This is a genomic window from Microbacterium sp. ANT_H45B (assembly GCF_008369345.1).
Classification (GTDB): Bacteria; Actinomycetota; Actinomycetes; order Actinomycetales; family Microbacteriaceae; genus Microbacterium.
Window position 1 is genome coordinate 240254 of sequence record NZ_VOBK01000003.1, and the last position, 19898, is coordinate 260151.

The window sequence follows — 19898 nt, forward strand, 5'->3', positions numbered from 1 at the left end:
TTCCGCTGCCGAAGGGGACGCCGGGGGTGCAAGACGACTCCGTTATGACACCGCTCCTCCCGAGGGAGAGCTGGGCCTGCGCGCTGAAAGACGGTCGCAACGCGACCGTCCTCGGGTCAGCGAAGGATGTTGACGTCACCGGGAATGTGGTTACGGGCCTCGGAGCCGACAAGTCGGAGGTGGGCGCCGGCAGCATCACGTATGTCGCGAGCGCGCCCACTGCCATTCCCAGACCAACGAGGAAAGCGATGGACCGTGGAAGCCATCTCGACCTCATTCGTCGATTCCGACAGTGACGCCGATCCCATAGAGGCACGATCCGACCCGGGGATCTGTTACGTCAAAGGACAGCTCGGACAGCTTGCCATCAGACGAGAATGCCTGCCGATAGTCTTCTTTGTCGAAATCGGGAGGCACCACTCCGGACGCCGCGAGACACTCCGCAGCCACCGTCGCGGTGTCACGAAGCAGGCTTGGGTTGCCCTGTTGCAGCTCGTACAGGCGGATGACGTTCCCGCCGGTTGTGCTCATGCATTCGTAGTCCATTGCCATCAAGTCGTCAATCTCCTGCGAAGCGGTCAACGCTGGCGGCTGGAACTCGATGAGGCCATTCAGGTGGTCCGTTCGCTCGAGTGCGTATCCGGCCCCTGACATACACGTCGCATACATCGTCGTCGCTTCGGCGTAGTCAGACTGGCCGATCCGCCCGTCCTCCACCCCGCGTTCCAGCACTGCACGCTCGAAGTCGTTGACTTCTCCAGCGAGCGCCTCCTCGAACAGCACCGACATCGAACTCGCGATCTTCCCTGAGTCCGTGTCGTCGCTGCCCGAGGCACTGCACCCCGTCGCAAGAAGCGCAAGGACGATAAGGCTCGAGACCCCAAATACCCTCTTCGTCATCTCAAATCCCATAAGTCCTCTTCGCTAGCGGGCGATCTTCGTGGAGAGTGTCGCTATGACTGTGCGGACTTCCAGATGCCACCATTCAAGTACAGACGTGCTTGATGTGTGGTGTTGAAGCCCTGCACGATAGCAGCAGTGTGGGTGGTAGAGGAAGCTCCCCATTTCACCGTGCCACCCAGTTGAGCGTACGCCCTCCAGGTGCCATAGTTCGTGAACGAGTTCATCTCCGCTACCGCTTCGACCCAGCTGGAGTGAAGGTAGTACACGCCGTCGATGGCGTTGGCAGGAGCCGCCGTGCCACCGATGATTCCAGCCGAAAGCGCGACAGCTGCCACTCCCGCACCGATCTTCTGTCGCAATGACTTCCTAGATTTGATGCTCTTCGATTGAGACAAAAGTCCCCCCTAATGTGTACCGCACAGGTGAGTACCCATGCGGTACAACACTAGAGGAAAACTGAGAGCCAACACAACGTTACCTATGAAGGTACTGTGTGGCTGCAGATCGATCGATAAGCGTGCACTGTTTCGCACTTGCGAAAAGCCGTAGCGCGGTACACATCCGAACTCAGAGTCGTGCATCCCCGTCAAGAGACGTGGGGACACAGTGAGCAAAGTGGCAACCGACGAACCGCCGTCGCGGTCGGCGCAGCGATAGCTGCGATGCCTGTTGCCGCCGTCTCCATCACGTAGGCGGTCAGTACCGTGCTGTCAACGCCGGAGGATCCCCCCGAGGCGAAGGACCATGTCTACGCCGCTATCCCCGAAGGCGAAGTGTCATCGTCTGAGATACCCGCCGCGCCGAACAAGGCATCGGTCTCGCATCTCGGTGAGCACGTTTCTCCTCGCGGACCGGCTATTCAGCGTGTAGTGGGTCCCCTTCCCCCGTTACCGACGGAAGAGGACCCGCTACAAGGTCGCGGATTTCAGCTAGCCGAGCGCTGCAAAGTTGGCCATCGATACCCACCCGAGTCCGAGCGCGAGAACCACGGCGTGGATGAGAACCTGCTGCATCGCGGTTGTTCTGCGCCACAGCCCCCATGACAGGGCAAGTGCCACGGCCCCGAGCGCTGAGCCGATGAAGGCTCCGATAGTCGACGGCCATCCGGTCTGAACAGAAACGGTGCCCCCGTCTTCTGTGGGGTACGTGCACAGTCGTCCCGCGGGGATGAAGGTGCGTTGAGACGCGTAGGCCGTCGCGTCTTCAGTGACGATTGCTCCACCCGGGACGTCTGTTGAGCATTGGCTCTCGATTTCACGGGAGTCGACGTACTGCCCCGCGAATGCGATCCACACGAGCACCATCCCGATCACGCTCAACGCGAGGATTCCCCATCCCGTAGCGCGTGATGACGAGGACTGAACCATTCGCTGTCTCCTAGCAGTAGGTGATGGGTGCGTCCTGCCCGCGGTTCGCAGACTGCCAGCATTTGTTGGGTGCGATGAAGCCCCGTGAGGCGTTCAGAGTGATCCGCTCACCGTCCGTTCCCGCAGCGACTCCCATGCAATCCGTGAGAGCCATCAGCGGGACATCGTTGCACCAGGACTTGTTGATCGACTGGACAGTGCCGGAGACTCCTCCTGTATTATCCAGGCCGCGGCCGGCTGTGATTGAGAACAGCACTTCCTGCTGACCGTTGGGGTAGCTCGGGATCTTCTGGGGCTCCTTGATCCCGATTGCCATGGAGCTTCGGTTGCAGTCGTCGGAGAGGTCGTTGCAGTCCGCGTACACACCGAGGTTGACCGAGGCGTACCAGGTCCAGTTGTAGTTCTTCGCGAATGGGCGGTCTTTGTAGTCGAAGGCGCAGATTGGTCGGTGGTCCGCAGTCCACCTTGTGGGCAGGACGAGTCCGGAGGGAAAGAGCTCGTGCTGTCCACAGGTGGTCAGGGGGGTCACGCACCGGACCGCCCCTCGAAAGGGGGTAGCCGAGGGGACCATCCCTCGACCACCACGCGAGGCACAGCCCTCGCCAGGCGCAGCCCTCGCCAGGCACGCGTCCCCAAAGCGATCCCGCGCCTCGTGTTCCTCGACGCCAGGCGCAGTTGAGCCAGCTGGCCCCGCAACTTGAGCGAGTCAAGAACGAAGAAGAGCCGCCGGGAAACCCAGCGGCTCTTCTTCAGTGGTGTTCAGATCCGAGAACATGTGAGCTCTAGAACCGAGAACAATCCGTGGTGGCGAGTGAGGGATTCGAACCCCCGAATGCTGAGCAGTCTGATTTACAGTCAGATCCCTTTGGCCGCTTGGGTAACTCGCCATTGCACACCCGTCCGACTTGGACAGCCAACCGGGGGCACGATAGATAATCATACCTGTCGGAGGCGGGGGCGAGAAATCGGACCGTCAGCTGCCGAAGACGCCCCGGTCCGCATCGGCCAGGGACTCCGGGGTGCGCAGCAGACCGCCCTCCGCTCGACACGTGGCGGCTGCGACATCCATGGCTCGCACGAGGATCCGCCGCCATCCCTCGGCATCCACGGGGGTGCCGTCGGCAAGGCCCGCGGCCACCGCCGCCAGCGTCGCATCGCCTGCCCCGACGGTGTCGATGACTGGGCCGGGCAGCGAGGAGATCGGTGCGGTGACGACCGCGCCGTCCGTCTCGAGCGTCGCGCCGTCGGACCCTGCGGTCGCGAGGACCGCGCGCACGCCGAGAGCGCGCAGACGGGAACGCAGGGCGTCGAGATCGCCGTCGTAGAGAAGAGCCGCGTCGTCGGCCCCGACCTTGACGATCGATGCCCCCGCGGCCACGCGCTCGAACCCGCGCACGAACTCCTCACGATCGCTCAGCATCCCCGCTCGCGGGTTGGGGTCGATCGCCAGGCGCGCCTCCCCCACGGCGTCGACGAGAGCATCGACCTCGGCCGGGACGTCGAAGGGGAAGCAGCTCACGGCGACGAGGCCGGCATCCGCGATCGCCTGCACGGCCTGCTCCGAGTAGCGGATGCTGCGCCGCTGCGCCGCCTCGTTGAAGACATACACGGGTTCGCCGTCTGCACCGCGTTCGACGATCGCCCGGGACGAGCCGTTCGGCGCGGTGCTCGAGATCAGCGTCACACCGTGGTCGTCGAGGTACTCGCGGATGTGCGCACCCGCCTCGTCATCGCCGACCATGGCGATGAGCGTCGTCGGAACACCGAGGCGACGCAGCCCCACCGCGACGTTCAGCGCAGCACCGCCGACCAGCTCTCGCACGCCGCCGTCGCCACGGATCTCATCGATCAGCGCATCGCCGATCACGACGGCGCCGGATGCTCGGGAGGATTCATCACTCATTCCGCCGAGACTACCGCGCCACGAGCTTCCGTGTCGGCACGGTCCGCCTGCGCCGCGAGGCATCGACCGCGCGCTACGGTGAGCGCATGAACGCGCGACTCGCCGCCGGCGCTGCGGCTCTCCTGCTCACCGCTGTCTTGGCCGGCTGCGGGGCCCCCGGCGGCGGGTCCGATTCCGGTGGCGCGAGCGCCTCCCCCGGTGCATCCGCGAGCGCAGACCCGGAGGGCATGTCGAGCCCGTCGCCCTCAGCCTCGCCGACACCGACCTCCACCCCGATCGCCCTTCCCACCGACTGCCGCGCCATCCTCTCGGACGCCGTCCTCGCGCAGCTCGACGGCATCCCTCTCAACGACGCGGCCTTCGGCCCCTCGGGGGTCGGAGACGACGGCACCCTCACCTGCATCTGGGGTGACCCCGGCGCCGACACCACCAACCTGGTGACCACCGTGTCAGGCATGAACCGCGGCCCTGCGCTCGACATGCTCAACGCCCTCGTCACGAACGAGGGCTTCAGCTGCTTCACGCCCGACGACGGCACGCGGTGCGAGAAGACCTGGCCGAACGCACAGTATCCGGTCACCGACGGACGCACGCTGTTCTGGCGCGACGACATCCTGATCGACACGCGGTACTCCAACCTCGCGCCGGACGGCTACACCTCGAGCATCATCGCGCATCTCTTCGACTGATCCCGGCCGGGCACGACTGCTCCTGTCCGGGCACGACTGCTCCTGTCCGGACACGAAGAAGGCCCCGGGCAGATCGCCCGGGGCCTTCTCACTCACTCAGTGCGTCAGTTGTACGTACCCGGCGTGATGTCGTCCGTCGAGAACGCGTCGAAGTCGACGTAGCCGAAGTCGCCGTCGGCGTACGCACCGTCGGATGCGAAGATCCGGTTCGGGTAGCGCTCGCTCTTGGCTTCTTCCGTCGCCTCGACCGTGACGTCGCGGTACTTCGAGAGACCGGTTCCCGCGGGGATGAGCTTTCCGATGATGACGTTCTCCTTGAGACCGACCAGCGGGTCGCGCTTGCCCTCCATGGCGGCCTGCGTGAGCACGCGGGTCGTCTCCTGGAAGGAAGCTGCCGACAGCCACGACTCCGTCGCGAGCGACGCCTTCGTGATACCCATCAGCTCCGGACGGCCCGACGCGGGGCGCTTGCCCTCTGCCACGGCCTCGCGGTTGATCGCCTGGTAGCGCTTGAGGTCGACCATCTCACCCGGGAGCAGGGTCGTGTCGGCGTGATCGACGACGGTGACCTTGCGGAGCATCTGACGGACGATGACCTCGATGTGCTTGTCGTGGATCGGCACACCCTGCGAGCGGTAGACGCCCTGGACACCACCGACGAGGTAACGCTGGACCTCACGGGCGCCCATGACACGCATGACCTCCTTGGGGTCGAGCGTTCCGACGAGCAGCGGCTGACCGACGGTGACGTGCTGGCCGTCTTCGACAAGAAGCGTCGCACGCTTCAGCACCGGGTAGATGACCTCCTCGTCGCCGTTGTCGGGCGTGAGGATGACCTTCTTGGCCTTGTCGGTCTCGTCGATCGTGATGCGGCCATCGGCCTCGGCGATCGGCGATGCGGCTTTCGGGGTACGTGCCTCGAAGAGCTCCTGCACGCGGGGCAGACCCTGCGTGATGTCGTCTGCCGAGGCGGATCCACCGGTGTGGAAGGTACGCATCGTCAGCTGGGTACCGGGCTCACCGATCGACTGGGCCGCGATGATGCCGACGGCCTCTCCGATGTCGACGGTCTTACCCGTCGCCAGCGAACGTCCGTAGCACTGCGCGCAGACACCGACGGCGGAGTCGCAGGTCAGGACCGAGCGCACCTTGATGCTCTCGACGCCCAGAGCGACCAGCTTGTCGATGAGCACGTCGCCCACGTCGTCTCCGGCAGAGGCGAGGATCTCGCCCTTGCTGTCGACCACGTCGGAGGCCAGCGTGCGGGCGAACACCGAGTTCTCGACGTTCGCATCGCGCACCAGCTCGCCCTGCGAGTTCGGAGCGGCGATCGGGAGCTCGAGGCCCTTCGACGTGCCGCAGTCCTCTTCGCGGATGATGACGTCCTGCGAGACATCCACCAGACGACGGGTCAGGTAACCCGAGTCGGCGGTACGCAGAGCGGTGTCGGCCAGACCCTTACGGGTACCGTGCGTCGCGATGAAGTACTCCGCCACCGACAGACCCTCGCGGTACGAGGAGATGATCGGACGCGGGATGATCTCACCCTTGGGGTTGTTCACGAGACCACGCATACCCGCGATGTTGCGGATCTGCAGCCAGTTACCACGAGCACCCGACGACACCATGCGGTTGATGGTGTTGTCCTCGGGGAAGTTCGCCCGCATCGCGGCCTGGACCTCGTCGGTCGCCTCGGTCCAGATCTTGATGAGCTCCTGACGACGCTCGGTGTCGGTCGTGAGGCCCTTCTCGTACTGGGACTGGACCTTCGCGGCCTGCTTCTCGTAGCCCGCGACGATCTCGGCCTTGTTCGGAGGCGTGAGGATGTCGCTGAGGGCGACGGTCACACCCGAGCGCGTGGCCCAGTAGAAACCGGCGTCCTTGATGCGGTCCAGCGACGCAGCGGTCTCGACCTTGGGGTACTCCTCGGCCAGCTTGTTGACGATCTGCGACAGCTTGTTCTTGTCTGCCTGCTCGCGGACGAACGGGTAGCCCTTCGGCAGCGTGTCGTTGAAGATCGCCTGACCCAGCGAGGCGTCGACGAGACCGTGACGCTCGTAGCCCTCGGGAGCTTCGCCCTCGAGGAACGTCAGACCCGGGATGCGGATGCGGACCTTGGCCTGTAGGTCGAGGGTTCCCTCGTCCTTGGCCAGGATCGCCTCGCCCACCGAACCGAATGCACGGCCCTCACCGGCTGCGCCCGCCTTGACCGTGGTCAGGTGGTGCAGACCGATGATCATGTCCTGCGAAGGCAGGGTGACCGGACGTCCGTCGGACGGCTTCAGGATGTTGTTCGACGCGAGCATCAGCACGCGGGCCTCGGCCTGAGCCTCGACCGAGAGCGGCAGGTGGACAGCCATCTGGTCACCGTCGAAGTCGGCGTTGAACGCCGCGCAGACGAGCGGGTGCAGCTGGATGGCCTTGCCCTCGACGAGCTGGGGCTCGAACGCCTGGATGCCGAGACGGTGCAGCGTGGGCGCACGGTTCAGCAGCACGGGACGCTCGCGGATGATCTCCTCGAGCACGTCCCAGACCTCGGGACGGGTGCGCTCGACGGCGCGCTTCGCGGCCTTGATGTTCTGCGAGTGACCGAGGTCGATCAGACGCTTGATGACGAACGGCTTGAAGAGCTCCAGAGCCATCTGCTTGGGCAGACCGCACTGGTGCAGCTTGAGCTGCGGTCCGACGATGATGACCGAACGGCCCGAGTAGTCGACGCGCTTGCCGAGCAGGTTCTGGCGGAAACGACCCTGCTTACCCTTCAGCATGTCGCTGAGGGACTTCAGGGCGCGGTTGCCGGTACCGGTGACGGGGCGACCACGACGACCGTTGTCGAACAGTGCGTCGACGGCCTCCTGCAGCATCCGCTTCTCGTTGTTGACGATGATCTCGGGGGCACCGAGGTCGATCAGGCGACGGAGACGGTTGTTGCGGTTGATCACACGACGGTAGAGGTCGTTGAGGTCGGAGGTCGCGAAGCGGCCACCGTCGAGCTGCACCATCGGGCGCAGCTCCGGCGGGATCACCGGAACGACGTCGAGCACCATGGCGGCCGGGCTCATACCGGTCTCCAGGAACGAGCTGACGACCTTCAGGCGCTTGATCGCGCGGATCTTGCGCTGGCCCTTGCCCTCGGAGATCTGCAGACGCAGGTTCTCAGCCTCGGTGACGAGGTCGAACGCCGCGAGGCGACGCTGGATCGACTCGGCGCCCATGTAGGCCTCGAAGTACTGACCGAAGCGGTCCTGCAGCTCGTGGAAGACGTCGTCCTCGGGACGGAGCGCTCCGACCTCGAGCGTGCGGAAGTCCTCCCACACGCGCTCGAGCTTGGCGATCGCCTCGTCGGCACCCTTGCGGATGAGCGACATCTCCTTCTCGCCGGCGTCCTTGACCTTCTTCTTCGCGTCGGCCTTGGCACCCTCGGCCTCGAGGGAAGCGAGCTCCTCCTCCAGGCGCGCCAGGCGCTCGGCGATCTTCGCGTCGCGACGGTCTCCGAGCGTCTTCAGCTCGAGACGGATGTTGTTCTCCTGCGTGCCCAGGTCGCGGTGGCGAGCTTCCTCGTCGACCGAGATGACCATGTAGGCGGCGAAGTAGATGACCTTCTCGAGGTCCTTCGGCGCCATGTCGAGCAGGTAGCCGAGACGCGAGGGGACACCCTTGAAGTACCAGATGTGGGTGACGGGAGCGGCGAGCTCGATGTGACCCATGCGCTCACGACGCACCGAGGACTTGGTGACCTCGACGCCGCAGCGCTCGCAGACGATGCCCTTGAAGCGGACGCGCTTGTACTTTCCGCAGGCGCACTCCCAGTCGCGGGACGGGCCGAAGATCTGCTCTCCGAAGAGACCGTCCTTCTCCGGCTTCAGGGTGCGGTAGTTGATGGTTTCAGGCTTCTTGACCTCGCCGTAGGACCAGGCGCGGATGTGGTCCGCGGTGGCCAGGCCGATGCGAAGCTCATCGAAAGTGTTTGACTCGAGCACAAATTCTCCTGTGTAGGAATTCTTCTGAAGAAATCGGGGAGGCGGGCCGCCGTCCGAGCGTCACGCCCGGACGGCGACCTGGGCCTTAGATCTCGTCGATCGAGGCGGCCTCGAAGCGGCTGGAGATGTTGATGCCGAGCTCCTCCGCAGCGCGGAAGGCCTCATCATCGGTGTCACGCAGGTTGACGAGCGTGCCGTCGGCCGAGAGGACCTCGACGTTCAGGCAGAGCGACTGCATCTCCTTCATGAGCACCTTGAAGGACTCGGGGATGCCGGGCTCCTGGATGTTCTCGCCCTTGACGATCGCCTCGTACACCTTGACGCGGCCGAGGATGTCGTCGGATTTGATCGTGAGGAGCTCCTGCAGAGCGTAAGCGGCGCCATAGGCCTCGAGGGCCCAGACCTCCATCTCACCGAATCGCTGTCCACCGAACTGCGCCTTACCACCGAGCGGCTGCTGGGTGATCATCGAGTACGGTCCGGTCGAACGCGCGTGGATCTTGTCGTCGACCAGGTGGTGCAGCTTCAGGATGTACATGTAGCCCACCGAGATCGGCGCCGGGAACGGCTCACCGGAGCGGCCGTCGAACATCTGGGCCTTTCCGCTGGAGTCGATCAGACGGATGCCGTCGCGCGTCGGGATGGTCGCGTCGAGAAGACCGGCGATCTCCTCCTCGCTCGCACCGTCGAACACCGGGGTGGCGACCTTGGTGCCGGGGGCTGCCTCGAAGGCATCCTTCGGGAGGCGGGTGGCCCACTCGGGGGTTCCCTCGACCTTCCAGCCCTGCTTGGCGATCCAGCCGAGGTGCGTCTCGAGAACCTGGCCGAAGTTCATTCGACCGGGGATACCGAGCGGGTTCAGCACGATGTCGACCGGGGTTCCGTCCGCGAGGAACGGCATGTCCTCGATCGGGAGGATCTTGGCGATGACACCCTTGTTGCCGTGACGGCCGGCGAGCTTGTCGCCCTCGGTGATCTTGCGCTTCTGGGCGATGTAGACCACGACGCGGCGGTTCACGCCGGAGCCGAGCTCGTCGTCGCCGTCCTCGGCGTTGAACTCCTTGACGGCGATGATCGTGCCCTGCTCACCGTGGGGCACCTTCAGAGAGGTGTCACGGACCTCGCGGCTCTTCTCGTTGAAGATCGCGCGGAGCAGACGCTCTTCCGCCGACAGCTCGGTCTCGCCCTTCGGCGTGACCTTGCCGACGAGGATGTCGCCGGGGCGGACCTCGGCACCGATGCGGATGATGCCGCGCTCGTCGAGGTCCTTCAGCAGCTCGGGGCTGACGTTGGGGAGATCACGGGTGATCTCCTCCTTGCCCAGCTTCGTGTCGCGGGCGTCGACCTCGTACTCCTCGATGTGGATCGAGGAGAGGGTGTCGTCCTTCACCAGGTCCTGGCTGAGGATGATCGCGTCCTCGAAGTTGTAGCCCTCCCACGTCATGAACGCGACGAGGAGGTTCTTCCCGAGGGCCAGCTCGCCGTTCTCGGTGGCGGGACCATCGGCGATGACCTCTCCGACCTCGACGCGGTCGCCCTCGTTGACGACGACCTTCTGGTTGTACGACGTGCCCTGGTTGGAGCGGTCGAACTTGCGCAGGTGGTAGTCCTGCGTGCCGCCCTCGTCGAGCATGACGGTGACGCGGTCCGCGGAGACCTCGGAGACGACACCCGGCTTCTCGGCGGTGAGCACGTCACCGGCGTCGATGGCGGTGTAGCCCTCCATACCGGTTCCGACGAGCGGCGAGTCGCTGCGCAGCAGCGGCACGGCCTGACGCTGCATGTTGGCACCCATGAGGGCGCGCTGCGCGTCGTCGTGCTCGAGGAAGGGCACGAGCGAGGTCGCGACCGACACCATCTGGCGCGGCGAGACATCGATGTAGCCGATCTCCTCCGGGAGGAACAGGTCGACCTCACCGCTTCCGCCCTTGGGGCGGGCGAGCACGTGGCTCTCGCGGAAGCGGCCGTTCTTGTCGAGCGGGGCGTTGGCCTGCGCGATGTTGAAGTCGACCTCTTCCGAGGCGGTCAGGTAGTCGATGTGCTCGGTGACGACGCCACCCTCGACCTTGCGGTACGGGGTCTCGATGAAACCGAACGAGTTGATGCGCGCGAACGTCGCGAGAGCACCGATCAGACCGATGTTCGGGCCTTCAGGCGTCTCGATGGGGCACATGCGGCCGTAGTGCGACGGGTGGACGTCACGGACCTCGACGCCTGCACGGTCACGGCTCAGACCACCGGGGCCGAGGGCCGAGAGGCGGCGCTTGTTGGTCAGACCCGCGAGCGGGTTGTTCTGATCCATGAACTGCGACAGCTGCGAGGTTCCGAAGAACTCCTTGATCGCGGCGACGACGGGGCGCACGTTGATCAGGGTCTGCGGCGTGATCGCCTCGATGTCCTGCGTGGTCATGCGCTCGCGGACGACGCGCTCCATGCGGGACAGACCGGTGCGGACCTGGTTCTGGATCAGCTCGCCGACCGCGCGGATGCGACGGTTGCCGAAGTTGTCGATGTCGTCGGTGGCGATCCGGATGTCGGCCTTCTTGCCCGAGCGGATGCCGGGGAAGGTCTCTTCGGTGCCCGCGTGCAGACGCACGAGGTACTTGATCGTCGCGACGATGTCTTCGACGGTCAGCACCGACGAGTTCAGCGGCTGGTCGAGACCGAGCTTGTGGTTGATCTTGTAGCGACCCACCTTCGCCAGGTCGTAGCGCTTCGGGTTGAAGTAGAAGTTGTCGAGGAGCGCACGCGCGGCCTCGGCGGCGACCTGCTCGCCCGGACGCAGCTTGCGGTAGATGTCGCGGAGCGCATCTTCCTTCGTGACGATGGTGTCCTTCGCGAGCGTCTCCTCGATCGAGGTGTAGCCGGCGAACTCCGTGAGGATCTCCTCGCTGGTCATGCCCAGCGCCTTGAGGAACACGGTGACGGACTGCTTGCGCTTGCGGTCGACGCGCACGCCGACCTGGTCGCGCTTGTCGATCTCGAACTCGAGCCATGCACCACGGCTCGGGATCACGCGCGCCGAGACGATGTCCTTGTCGGACGTCTTGTCGGGGGTCTTGTCGAAGTAGACACCGGGCGAGCGCACGAGCTGCGACACGACGACGCGCTCGGACCCGTTGATGATGAACGTGCCCTTGTCGGTCTGGAGCGGGAAGTCGCCCATGAAGACCGTCTGGGTCTTGATCTCACCGGTGAGGTGGTTCATGAACTCGGCCTCGACGTACAGCGGAGCGGCGTACGTCTTGCCACGCTCCTTGCACTCCTCGATCGAGTACTTCTCCGGCTCGAGGTAGGGGTTCGTGAACGACAGCTGCATCGTCTCGCCGAGGTCCTCGATCGGGGAGATCTCCTCGAAGATCTCGCCGAGACCGCTGTTCTCGTTGACGTCGGTGCGGCCGGCCTTCTTGGCCTCTGCGACACGAGCCTTCCAGGCGTCGTTGCCGACGAGCCATCCGAAGGATTCGGTCTGCAGAGCGAGAAGGTCAGGGACCGTCAGCGTGTCGGAGATCTTGGCGAACGAAAGACGGGAAGCTCCGCGTCCGTTCTTAGTGGTGGTGGATGTGGATGCGTTGGGAGCAGCAGCCAAGGGAATAACCTCCGTGAGCCCCGCAGGGCTTCTCGATTCCTTTGTCGTCAGGTGGAGTGTGCGCTCAGAAGCTCAACGAAATGCCGACCACCATATGAGGGCATGGAGAAGCGAGCGCAACTACCAACTATACGCACGATACGGCGACATGGCAAGTGCAGTCCTTGACCAATCTCGGATGCTGCGGTATTGACGCCTGGCGCTCGTGTGGGTGCACGTCCGTACCAGGCGACCGGTCTACCACTGCGAGCCTCCCCCGCGCAAGACCTCCCGGCTGCGGACGGCCGCGTGCCAGCATCGATCCATGACTCTCCGCCCCCTCCCGCCCCGCGACTCGGAAGAGGCGTCGGGCGTGGAGTCCGGGCTGATGGCGGACATCGCGGCAGGAAGCCAGAGCGCCTTCGCCCGTCTGTACGACCTCACCTGCGCGCAGATCTTCGGGCTGATCCTCAGCGTGATCCCCCGTCGAGATGCGGCCGAGGACGTGCTGCAGGACTGCTACCTGCACGTGTGGTCGCACGCCGCGGACTTCGACGCACACCGCGGCGACGTGCGCGCGTGGATCTCGGGGATCGCCCGCCGCCGCGCCGTCGAGCGGACCCTCTCGGCGACGGCCGGCACTCCCGTGACGCCGCCGTCCGCCGATGGGCTGCACCCGGGCGGTGCCACCGCAGTCGCGTGAGCGGCTGCGACGGCCTCCCGCCCCGAGCGATCAGGCCCCGGCCGCGCTCGAGATGTTGAGCTCGTTGCCGGGGATCGAGGCCAGCAGACGCCGCGTGTACGGATCACGCGGGTTGGTGAAGATCTCCTCGGACGAGGCCGCCTCGACCAGCGATCCGTCCTTCATCACGCACACGTAGTCGCTGATCAGCCGCACCACCGCGAGGTCGTGCGAGATGAACAGGTAGCTGAGCCCGTACTCGGTCTGCAGATCGCCGAGCAGCGTCAGGATCTGGTCCTGCACGAGCACGTCCAGCGCCGAGACCGGCTCGTCGCACACGATCAGCTCGGGCGACAGCGCCAGCGCCCTGGCGATCGCGACGCGCTGCCGCTGTCCGCCCGACAGCTCTGACGGATACCGCCGCAGCATCGACTGCGGGAGTGCGACGTCGTCGAGGAGCTTGCGCACCCGCGTGCGGCGATCCGCGCTGCTGCCCCGACGATAGAAGTCGAGAGGCTCGGAGATCAGCCGCTCGATCGTGAACATCGGGTTCAGACTCGAATAGGGATCCTGGAAGATCGGCTGCACGCGCTGACGGAAGGCCTTCGTCTCCGCCCGGCTGAGCGAGGCGACGTCCTTGCCCTCGTAGCGGATCAGACCGCTCGTCGGCTCGATGATCTTCAGCAGCATCCGTGCGGTCGTGGTCTTGCCCGACCCGGACTCCCCCACGATCGCGACGGTCTCACCACGAGGGATCGCCAGCGACACGTCGTTGACGGCGACGAAGTCCTCCTTCTGGCCGCGCACCGGGTACACCTTCGTGAGGTTCTCGATCTCGACGATGTTGTCGGCGACGACGGCGGCGGGGGGCTGCCCGGCATCCGTCGTCTCGTCCGAGGCAGAGGGACGATCCTCGGCATGGAACGCCTCGGGTCGAAGCCGCGCCGCTGCGACCGACGGCGCCGCCTTCACCAGCGACTGCGTGTACGGATGCTGCGGGTCCTCGAGGATCTGCTTCGCCGGCCCCTGCTCCACGACCTTGCCGCGGTGCATCACGATCACCCGCTCGGCACGCTCGGCGGCGAGACCCAGGTCGTGCGTGATGAGGAGGACGGCGGTGCCGAGCTCCCGCGTCATCGCGCCGATCTGATCGAGGATCGTCTGCTGCACCGTCACGTCGAGCGCGCTCGTGGGCTCGTCGGCGATCAGCAGGCGCGGCTTGCAGGCGAGTCCGATCGCGATCAGCGCCCGCTGGCGCATGCCCCCCGAGAACTCGTGCGGATACTGCTTCGCGCGGCGCTCCGGATCCGGCAGCCCCGCGGCCGTCAGAGCCTCGACGACCTTCTGCTGCACGTTCTGCCGTGTGGCCAGTCCGTGCGCGAGGAGGGTCTCGGCCACCTGGGTGCCGATCTTGGCGACCGGGTTGAGGTTCGACATCGGGTCCTGCGGCACCAGGCCGATGTCGCGCCCGCGGATCGACCGCAGGGCGCTCTCGGGGGCGTGGGTGATGTCGCGCCCGTCGAGCCGGATGCTGCCGGAGGCGACGCGACCTCCCCCGGCGAGCAGCCCGATGATGGCCATCGCGGTCGTCGACTTGCCCGACCCCGACTCCCCCACGATCGCGACGGTCTGCCCCGGCGCGATCTCGAGGTCGACGCCCTCGACGGCATGCACGACGCCGTCCATCGTGGCGAAGTCGACGGCCAGTCCTTCGACGGACAGCAGGGGGGCGTCGGGCACCGTGTTCTCTTTCGCAGCGTTCATCGTGCTCTCGTCCTCGGGTCCATGGCCTCGCGCAGCGCCTCACCGAACAGGGTGAAGCCCAGCGCGGTCACCGCGATGCAGATACCGGGCAAGAAGGCCAGCCACGGGGCGATCGCGAGCTCCGCCTGCGCATACGTGAGCATGCGCCCCCACTCGGCCGTCTCGGGGCGACCGCCGCCGAGACCGAGGAACGACAGCGCCGCGGCATCGATGACCGCGGTCGCGAGCGTCAGCGTGCCCTGCACGATGACGGGGCCGATCGCGTTCGGCAGCACGTGCGACATCGTGATCTGGCCGCGCCCGAGACCCAGCGTCTGCGCAGAGAGCACGTAGTCGCTGGAGCGCTGCTGCAGCATCGACGCACGCAGAAGCCGGGCGAAGATCGGCACCTGCGACGCACCGATCGCGATCATCACCGCGAACGGCGTCTGGCCGAGGATCGCCGCGATCGAGACCGCGAGCAGCAGGTTCGGCACCGACAGGATGATGTCGACGACGCGCATGATGAGCGTGTCGACCCACCCGCCGAAGGTGCCGGCCAGCAGCCCGAGCACCATTCCGCCGACGAGGCCGAGGGCGGTGGATATCACGCCGACCAGCAGCGAGGCCTGCGCACCCCAGATGAGCTTGGAGAGCACGTCGCCGCCGAAGCGGTCGAGCCCGAGCGGGAACTCGGGCATCTCGCCGGGTCCAGGGATGTTCGTCGGAGTGATGAACTTCGCGCCGGGCAGTGCGGTCTCGGGATACGGGGCGAGCAGCGGCGCGAGCGCCGCGACGAGCAGGAACGCGAGCACGATGCCCGCGCCGATCCAGGCCGTGGGGTTGCGGCGCAGCCGACGGAAGACGTCGTGCCAGAAGCCGCCCGGCCCCTCTTTGAGATCGGACTGGGCGATCGAGACGGTGTCGATCAGACCGCCGCCCTGTGCGGGTGGGAGTGCGACGCTCATGACGTCACCTCTTTTCGGGGAACGAGACGGGACATCACTGCACCCGCACTCTCGGATCGATGAAGCTGTACGACACGTCGACGGCGAGGTTGATCAGCGCGTACGCGATGGCGATGAAGATGATGAAGCCCTGCAGCACGGGGAAGTCGCGCGTGAAGATCGCCCGCGCCAGGAACGAGCCGATGCCGGGGAACGCGAACACCGTCTCGGTGAGCACCGCCCCCGAGATCAGCAGCCCGGTCTGCAGGCCGATCGTGGTGATCACCGGCAGCATGGCGTTGCGCAGGATGAAGCGGCTGCGCAACGTGGACGCGCCGACGCCCTTCGCACGACCTGTGCGCACGTAGTCGGCGTTCTGCACCTCGAGCACGCTGGCCCTCGTGATGCGGACGATGATCGCGAGCGGGATCGTGCCGAGTGCGAGCGCCGGGAGCACGAGATGCAGGATCGCATCCCACGCGGCGTCGAACTCGCCGGTGATGATGCCGTCCCATACGTAGAACCCGGTGGGATGCGTCGCATCGATGCGCGGGTTCTGCCGCCCGTCCGACGGCAGCCAGCCCAGCTGCACCGCGAAGACGTACTTCAGGATGAAGGCCAGGAAGAAGACCGGGATGGTGATGCCGACCAGGCTCATGACCACCGATGCGTGATCGGTGAACTTGCCGTGTCGTCGCGCCGCCCAGTATCCGAGCGGGATGCCGACGCCGACCGCGAAGATCAAGGCGAGCACGCTCAGCTCGATCGTCGCGGGGAAGCGGCGGAAGAACTCCTCCACCACGGGCCGGTTCGTCTGGATCGACGTGCCGAAGTCGCCCTGGAGGAGGCGGCCGACCCAGATGAAGTACTGCTCGAGGATCGGTCGGTCGAATCCGTAGAGCTCGTTGACCCTGGCGACGGCCTCCGGGGTCGCCTTCTCACCGAGAAGCGCGACCGCGGGGCCACCGGGCAGGGCCCTGACCCAGGCGAACAGCAGGATGCTGAGCCCGATCAGGGTGGGGATGAGGAAAAGCAGTCGCCTGCCGATGGTGCGCAGCAAGAGGTCTCCGTTGATCGGTTGCGGACCCTTCGTCTCGCTCCGCTCGCTCAGGGACCGGGAGCACCGGGCCACTCAGGGACCGGAGTTCCGACCCGCTCAGCGACCGGGATGCCGGCCCGCTCAGGGACCGGGGTGCCGACCCGCTCAGCGACCGGGTGTTCCGGCCCCGCTCAGGGACCGGAATGCCGGCCCGCCCAGGGACCGGAATGCCGGCCCCTGAGCGAGGAGCACGTGTTCCGGCCCCAGAGCGAGGAGCAAGTCTTCCGGCCCCTGAGCGAGGAGCGGAGCGACGAGACGAAGGGCTTTCGCGTCGGGTCGGACCTACTCGGTGAGGACGATGTCCGTGAAGACCTCGTCGTTCACCGGGCTGGCGGGGTAGCTCTTGACTCGCGGGTCGAACGCCAGGGTCGGCGCCGGGTGCGCGAGCGGAACGCCGGGGATGAACTGCGCGACCATCTCGTTGATCTCCTCGTAGAGGGCCGTCTGGTCCTCGAGGTTGGAGACGCCACGAGCCTCGTTCAGCTTCTGGAACAGCTCGGGGTTGTCGAAGCCCCACTCCGAGCTCTGCTGGCCGAAGAAGACGCCGACGAAGTTGTCGGTGTCGTTGTAGTCGCCGGTCCAGCCGAGCAGGTGGATGCCGTGGTCGGACGTGCCGGTGGTGCGGTCGAGGTACTCGACCCACTCCTCCGAGACCGGGGTGGTCTCGACGCCGACCTCGGAGAGCTGCGACGACAGGACCGTGAAGATCTGCTCGGGGTCCGGCATGTACGGACGCGAGACGTTGACCGGGTAGTTGAAGGTGAGCTTCAGCGGGTTGGCCTCGTCGTAGCCGGCCTCGGCCAGCAGCGACTTGGCCTTCTCGGGGTCGTAGTCGTATGTCGTGACGTCGGGGTTGTAGCCGTTGACGGTGTCGGGGACGAACTCGATCGCCTTCTCGGTGCCCTCGGGCAGGACCTGGCTGATCAGGGCGTCCTTGTCGACAGCGTACGAGAGCGCCTCACGGACCTTGGGGTCCTGCAGCTCGGGGATCGCCTGGTTGAACGCCAGGTAGAGGATCGTGAAGGGAGGACGCGACACCATGGTGAAGCCGTCGTCCTCGAGCGCCTGGGTGTCGGCGGGGCCGACGAGGTCGTAGCCGTCGATCGAGCCGGACTCGAGAGCCTGACGACGCGCGGTCGGGTCGTCGATCGTGCGGAAGATGATCTCGTCGATCTGACCCGCGTCGCCCCAGTAGTCGCCATAGGCCTTGAGCGAGACCTGCTCGCCCGGTGCCCATTCGTCGAACTGGTAGGGACCGGTGCCGACGGGGTGACCCATCGCGTACTCGGACAGCACGGGCGCCTCGGCGGAGCCGCTGACGTCGTCGGCCCCGAACTCCTGCAGGGCCGACGGGCTCTGCATCCCGAACGAGGGCAGCGAGAGCGAGGCGACGAAGCCTGCGAACGGCTTGTTGAGCTCGATCGTCACGGAGTAGTCGCCGTCGGGGGTGCAGGACTTGTACACGGCGTTCGCAGGGTCGGACGCGTAGCCCTTGAAGAGCTTGTTGTAGTAGTAGCCGAACGCCTCGGAGGCGGCGAGGCCGGTCCAGTTGTACCAGCGGTCGAAGTTCGCGCAGACGGCCTCGGCGTTGAAGGGGGTGCCGTCGTGGAAGGTGACGTCCTCCTTGAGGGCGAAGGTGTGGCTCATGCCGTCATCCGATGATTCCCACGACTCGGCGAGCAGCGGGGCGGGGTCGGCCGTGCCGGGCTCGGTGCCGACCAGACCCTCGAAGATCTGACGCGAGACGCGGAAGCTCTCGCCGTCCTGCGCGAATGCCGGGTCGAGGCTGGCCGGGTCCGACGATGCGGCGAACACGAACGTGCCGTCCACATCTCCCGAGCCCTCTGCCCCGTCGTCGCCGCGCTCGCTGGCGACACATCCCGAGAGGACCAGCGCGGCGAGCGCTGCTCCGGTGACGGCGATGAGACCTCGCCGACGCATGACTTCATGGTGCATTGTGTGACCTTCCTGTCGAGCGCAGCTGTGCGCGTTCCGAAGGCGTCGTCGACTTCGGAACCGGTGTTGCATCGACGCTACCCAGTGCACCGACCTCTGCAAAACACTTCCAGGTTGCATTCCTGTTACGGAAATTCTCGTAATCGAGCGGTCCCGCACGACCGGGCCGTGGCGTCGGACTCAGCGGCGGCGACGCGAGGCGGCGGCGTCGTGCGTCAGCTGCAGCGGGATCACCACCGGCTCGCCCCGGTGCTGGACGATCCGCACGAACAGGATGTCGACGAGCGCGAGCTGCGCGATACGGCTCGACATCGCGGCCATCCGGAACGGCGACTCCTGCGCGTAGGTCAGCAGCACGACGTCCGCCGCGAGGGCGAGGGTCGAATCCGGCACGCCGGTGATCGCCACCGAGAGCGCCCCTGCGTCCCTCGCCACCTCGACCGCGCGCACGACCTCCTGCGTCTCACCGCCGTGCGAGAACGCGATCACCACGTCGCCGGGGGTGCGCAGAGAAGCCGTCGTCAGCGCCAGATGCGGATCGGCGGAGTGAGCGACGGAGCATCCGATGCGGGCGAGCTTCTGCTGCAGGTCCTGCGCGGTGAGAGACGACGCCGCCTGCCCGAAGAGGTCGACGTGCCGCGCATCGATGACCGCCCGCGCGACGCGGTCGAGCGCGTCGGCATCGAGCCCCAGGGCGGTCTTCTCGATGGCGTCGATCTCCTGCGCCGCGAGCTTGGCGGCGATGGCGGCCGGCTCGTCGTGGGGGTCGATCGCGGTGGTGTCGAGTCCGAACCGTGCACGCTGCGCCTGGGCGAGGGTGACGGTGCGCGCCACCGCGACGCGCAGCTCCCGGTATCCCGTGAAACCGAGGGTCTGCGCGAAACGCGCCACGGTCGACAGCGAGGTGTTGCAGAGCCTGGCGAGATCGTTGATCGCGAGATCGACGACGAGCGTCGGGTCGCCGAGGATCGTCTCCGCGACTCGGGCCTCAGCGGCACTCAGTCGCGGGACGGATCTCCGCACCAGCGCAAGAACATCGGCGTCCACGGTGTCATCCTGCC

General features: G+C 66.2%; 13 protein-coding genes and 1 tRNA gene. 2 read left to right on the plus strand and 12 right to left on the minus strand.

Annotated elements, in window-relative coordinates; genetic code table 11:
- Nucleotides 1–273 precede the first annotated feature (273 nt).
- From FQ142_RS13380 to FQ142_RS13400, 5 genes are all read right to left on the minus strand, one after another.
- Complete coding sequence (locus tag FQ142_RS13380) at nt 274–900, minus strand: hypothetical protein (protein ID WP_149423695.1); 627 nt, start codon at nt 898–900, stop codon at nt 274–276.
- 932 nt (nt 901–1832) lie between these two features.
- Nucleotides 1833–2270 carry a hypothetical protein gene (locus tag FQ142_RS13385; protein ID WP_149423696.1) on the minus strand — a complete coding sequence of 146 codons (438 nt, stop codon included), beginning with the start codon at nt 2268–2270 and terminating at the stop codon, nt 1833–1835.
- Between the two features lie 10 nt (nt 2271–2280).
- Complete coding sequence (locus FQ142_RS13390) at nt 2281–2799, minus strand: hypothetical protein (protein WP_149423697.1); 519 nt, start codon at nt 2797–2799, stop codon at nt 2281–2283.
- 273 nt (nt 2800–3072) lie between these two features.
- Nucleotides 3073–3157 (minus strand) — tRNA-Tyr (locus tag FQ142_RS13395).
- Nucleotides 3158–3243: 86 nt separating this feature from the next.
- Nucleotides 3244–4173 carry a PfkB family carbohydrate kinase gene (locus FQ142_RS13400; RefSeq protein WP_149423698.1) on the minus strand — a complete coding sequence of 310 codons (930 nt, stop codon included), beginning with the start codon at nt 4171–4173 and terminating at the stop codon, nt 3244–3246.
- A gap of 86 nt (nt 4174–4259) precedes the next feature.
- Between FQ142_RS13400 and FQ142_RS13405 the strand changes: the two genes are divergently transcribed.
- On the plus strand, nt 4260–4862 hold the full coding sequence (locus FQ142_RS13405) for a hypothetical protein (RefSeq protein WP_149423699.1): 603 nt from the start codon (nt 4260–4262) through the stop codon (nt 4860–4862).
- Nucleotides 4863–4966: 104 nt separating this feature from the next.
- On the opposite strand, the gene rpoC is transcribed toward FQ142_RS13405, so the two are convergent.
- On the minus strand, nt 4967–8842 hold the full coding sequence (gene rpoC, locus FQ142_RS13410) for a DNA-directed RNA polymerase subunit beta' (protein ID WP_056412380.1): 3876 nt from the start codon (nt 8840–8842) through the stop codon (nt 4967–4969).
- Nucleotides 8843–8927: 85 nt separating this feature from the next.
- Nucleotides 8928–12431: a DNA-directed RNA polymerase subunit beta gene (rpoB, locus tag FQ142_RS13415; protein WP_056412383.1), complete on the minus strand. Its 3504-nt coding sequence runs from the start codon at nt 12429–12431 to the stop codon at nt 8928–8930.
- Between the two features lie 304 nt (nt 12432–12735).
- On the opposite strand from rpoB, the gene FQ142_RS13420 reads away from it, so the two are divergent.
- Nucleotides 12736–13113 (plus strand): sigma factor, encoded by a 378-nt coding sequence (locus FQ142_RS13420; RefSeq protein ID WP_149423700.1) that lies wholly within the window; start codon nt 12736–12738, stop codon nt 13111–13113.
- A gap of 30 nt (nt 13114–13143) precedes the next feature.
- Here FQ142_RS13420 and FQ142_RS13425 read toward each other — a convergent pair whose 3' ends face one another.
- From FQ142_RS13425 to FQ142_RS13450, 5 genes are all read right to left on the minus strand, one after another.
- The gene (locus FQ142_RS13425; protein WP_149423701.1) at nt 13144–14856 is read right to left on the minus strand and encodes an ABC transporter ATP-binding protein; all 1713 of its coding nucleotides are present in this window, start codon (nt 14854–14856) and stop codon (nt 13144–13146) included.
- Entirely contained in the window at nt 14853–15803 is a 951-nt protein-coding gene (locus tag FQ142_RS13430; RefSeq protein ID WP_045254698.1) for an ABC transporter permease, read from the minus strand. The genes FQ142_RS13425 and FQ142_RS13430 overlap by 4 nt, the downstream gene beginning before the upstream one ends.
- A gap of 34 nt (nt 15804–15837) precedes the next feature.
- Nucleotides 15838–16842: an ABC transporter permease gene (locus FQ142_RS13435; RefSeq protein WP_056412394.1), complete on the minus strand. Its 1005-nt coding sequence runs from the start codon at nt 16840–16842 to the stop codon at nt 15838–15840.
- A gap of 321 nt (nt 16843–17163) precedes the next feature.
- Entirely contained in the window at nt 17164–18837 is a 1674-nt protein-coding gene (locus FQ142_RS13445; protein WP_149423703.1) for an ABC transporter substrate-binding protein, read from the minus strand.
- A 180-nt stretch (nt 18838–19017) separates the two neighbouring features.
- Nucleotides 19018–19884 (minus strand): MurR/RpiR family transcriptional regulator, encoded by an 867-nt coding sequence (locus FQ142_RS13450; protein WP_149423704.1) that lies wholly within the window; start codon nt 19882–19884, stop codon nt 19018–19020.
- Between the last annotated feature and the right edge of the window lie 14 nt (nt 19885–19898).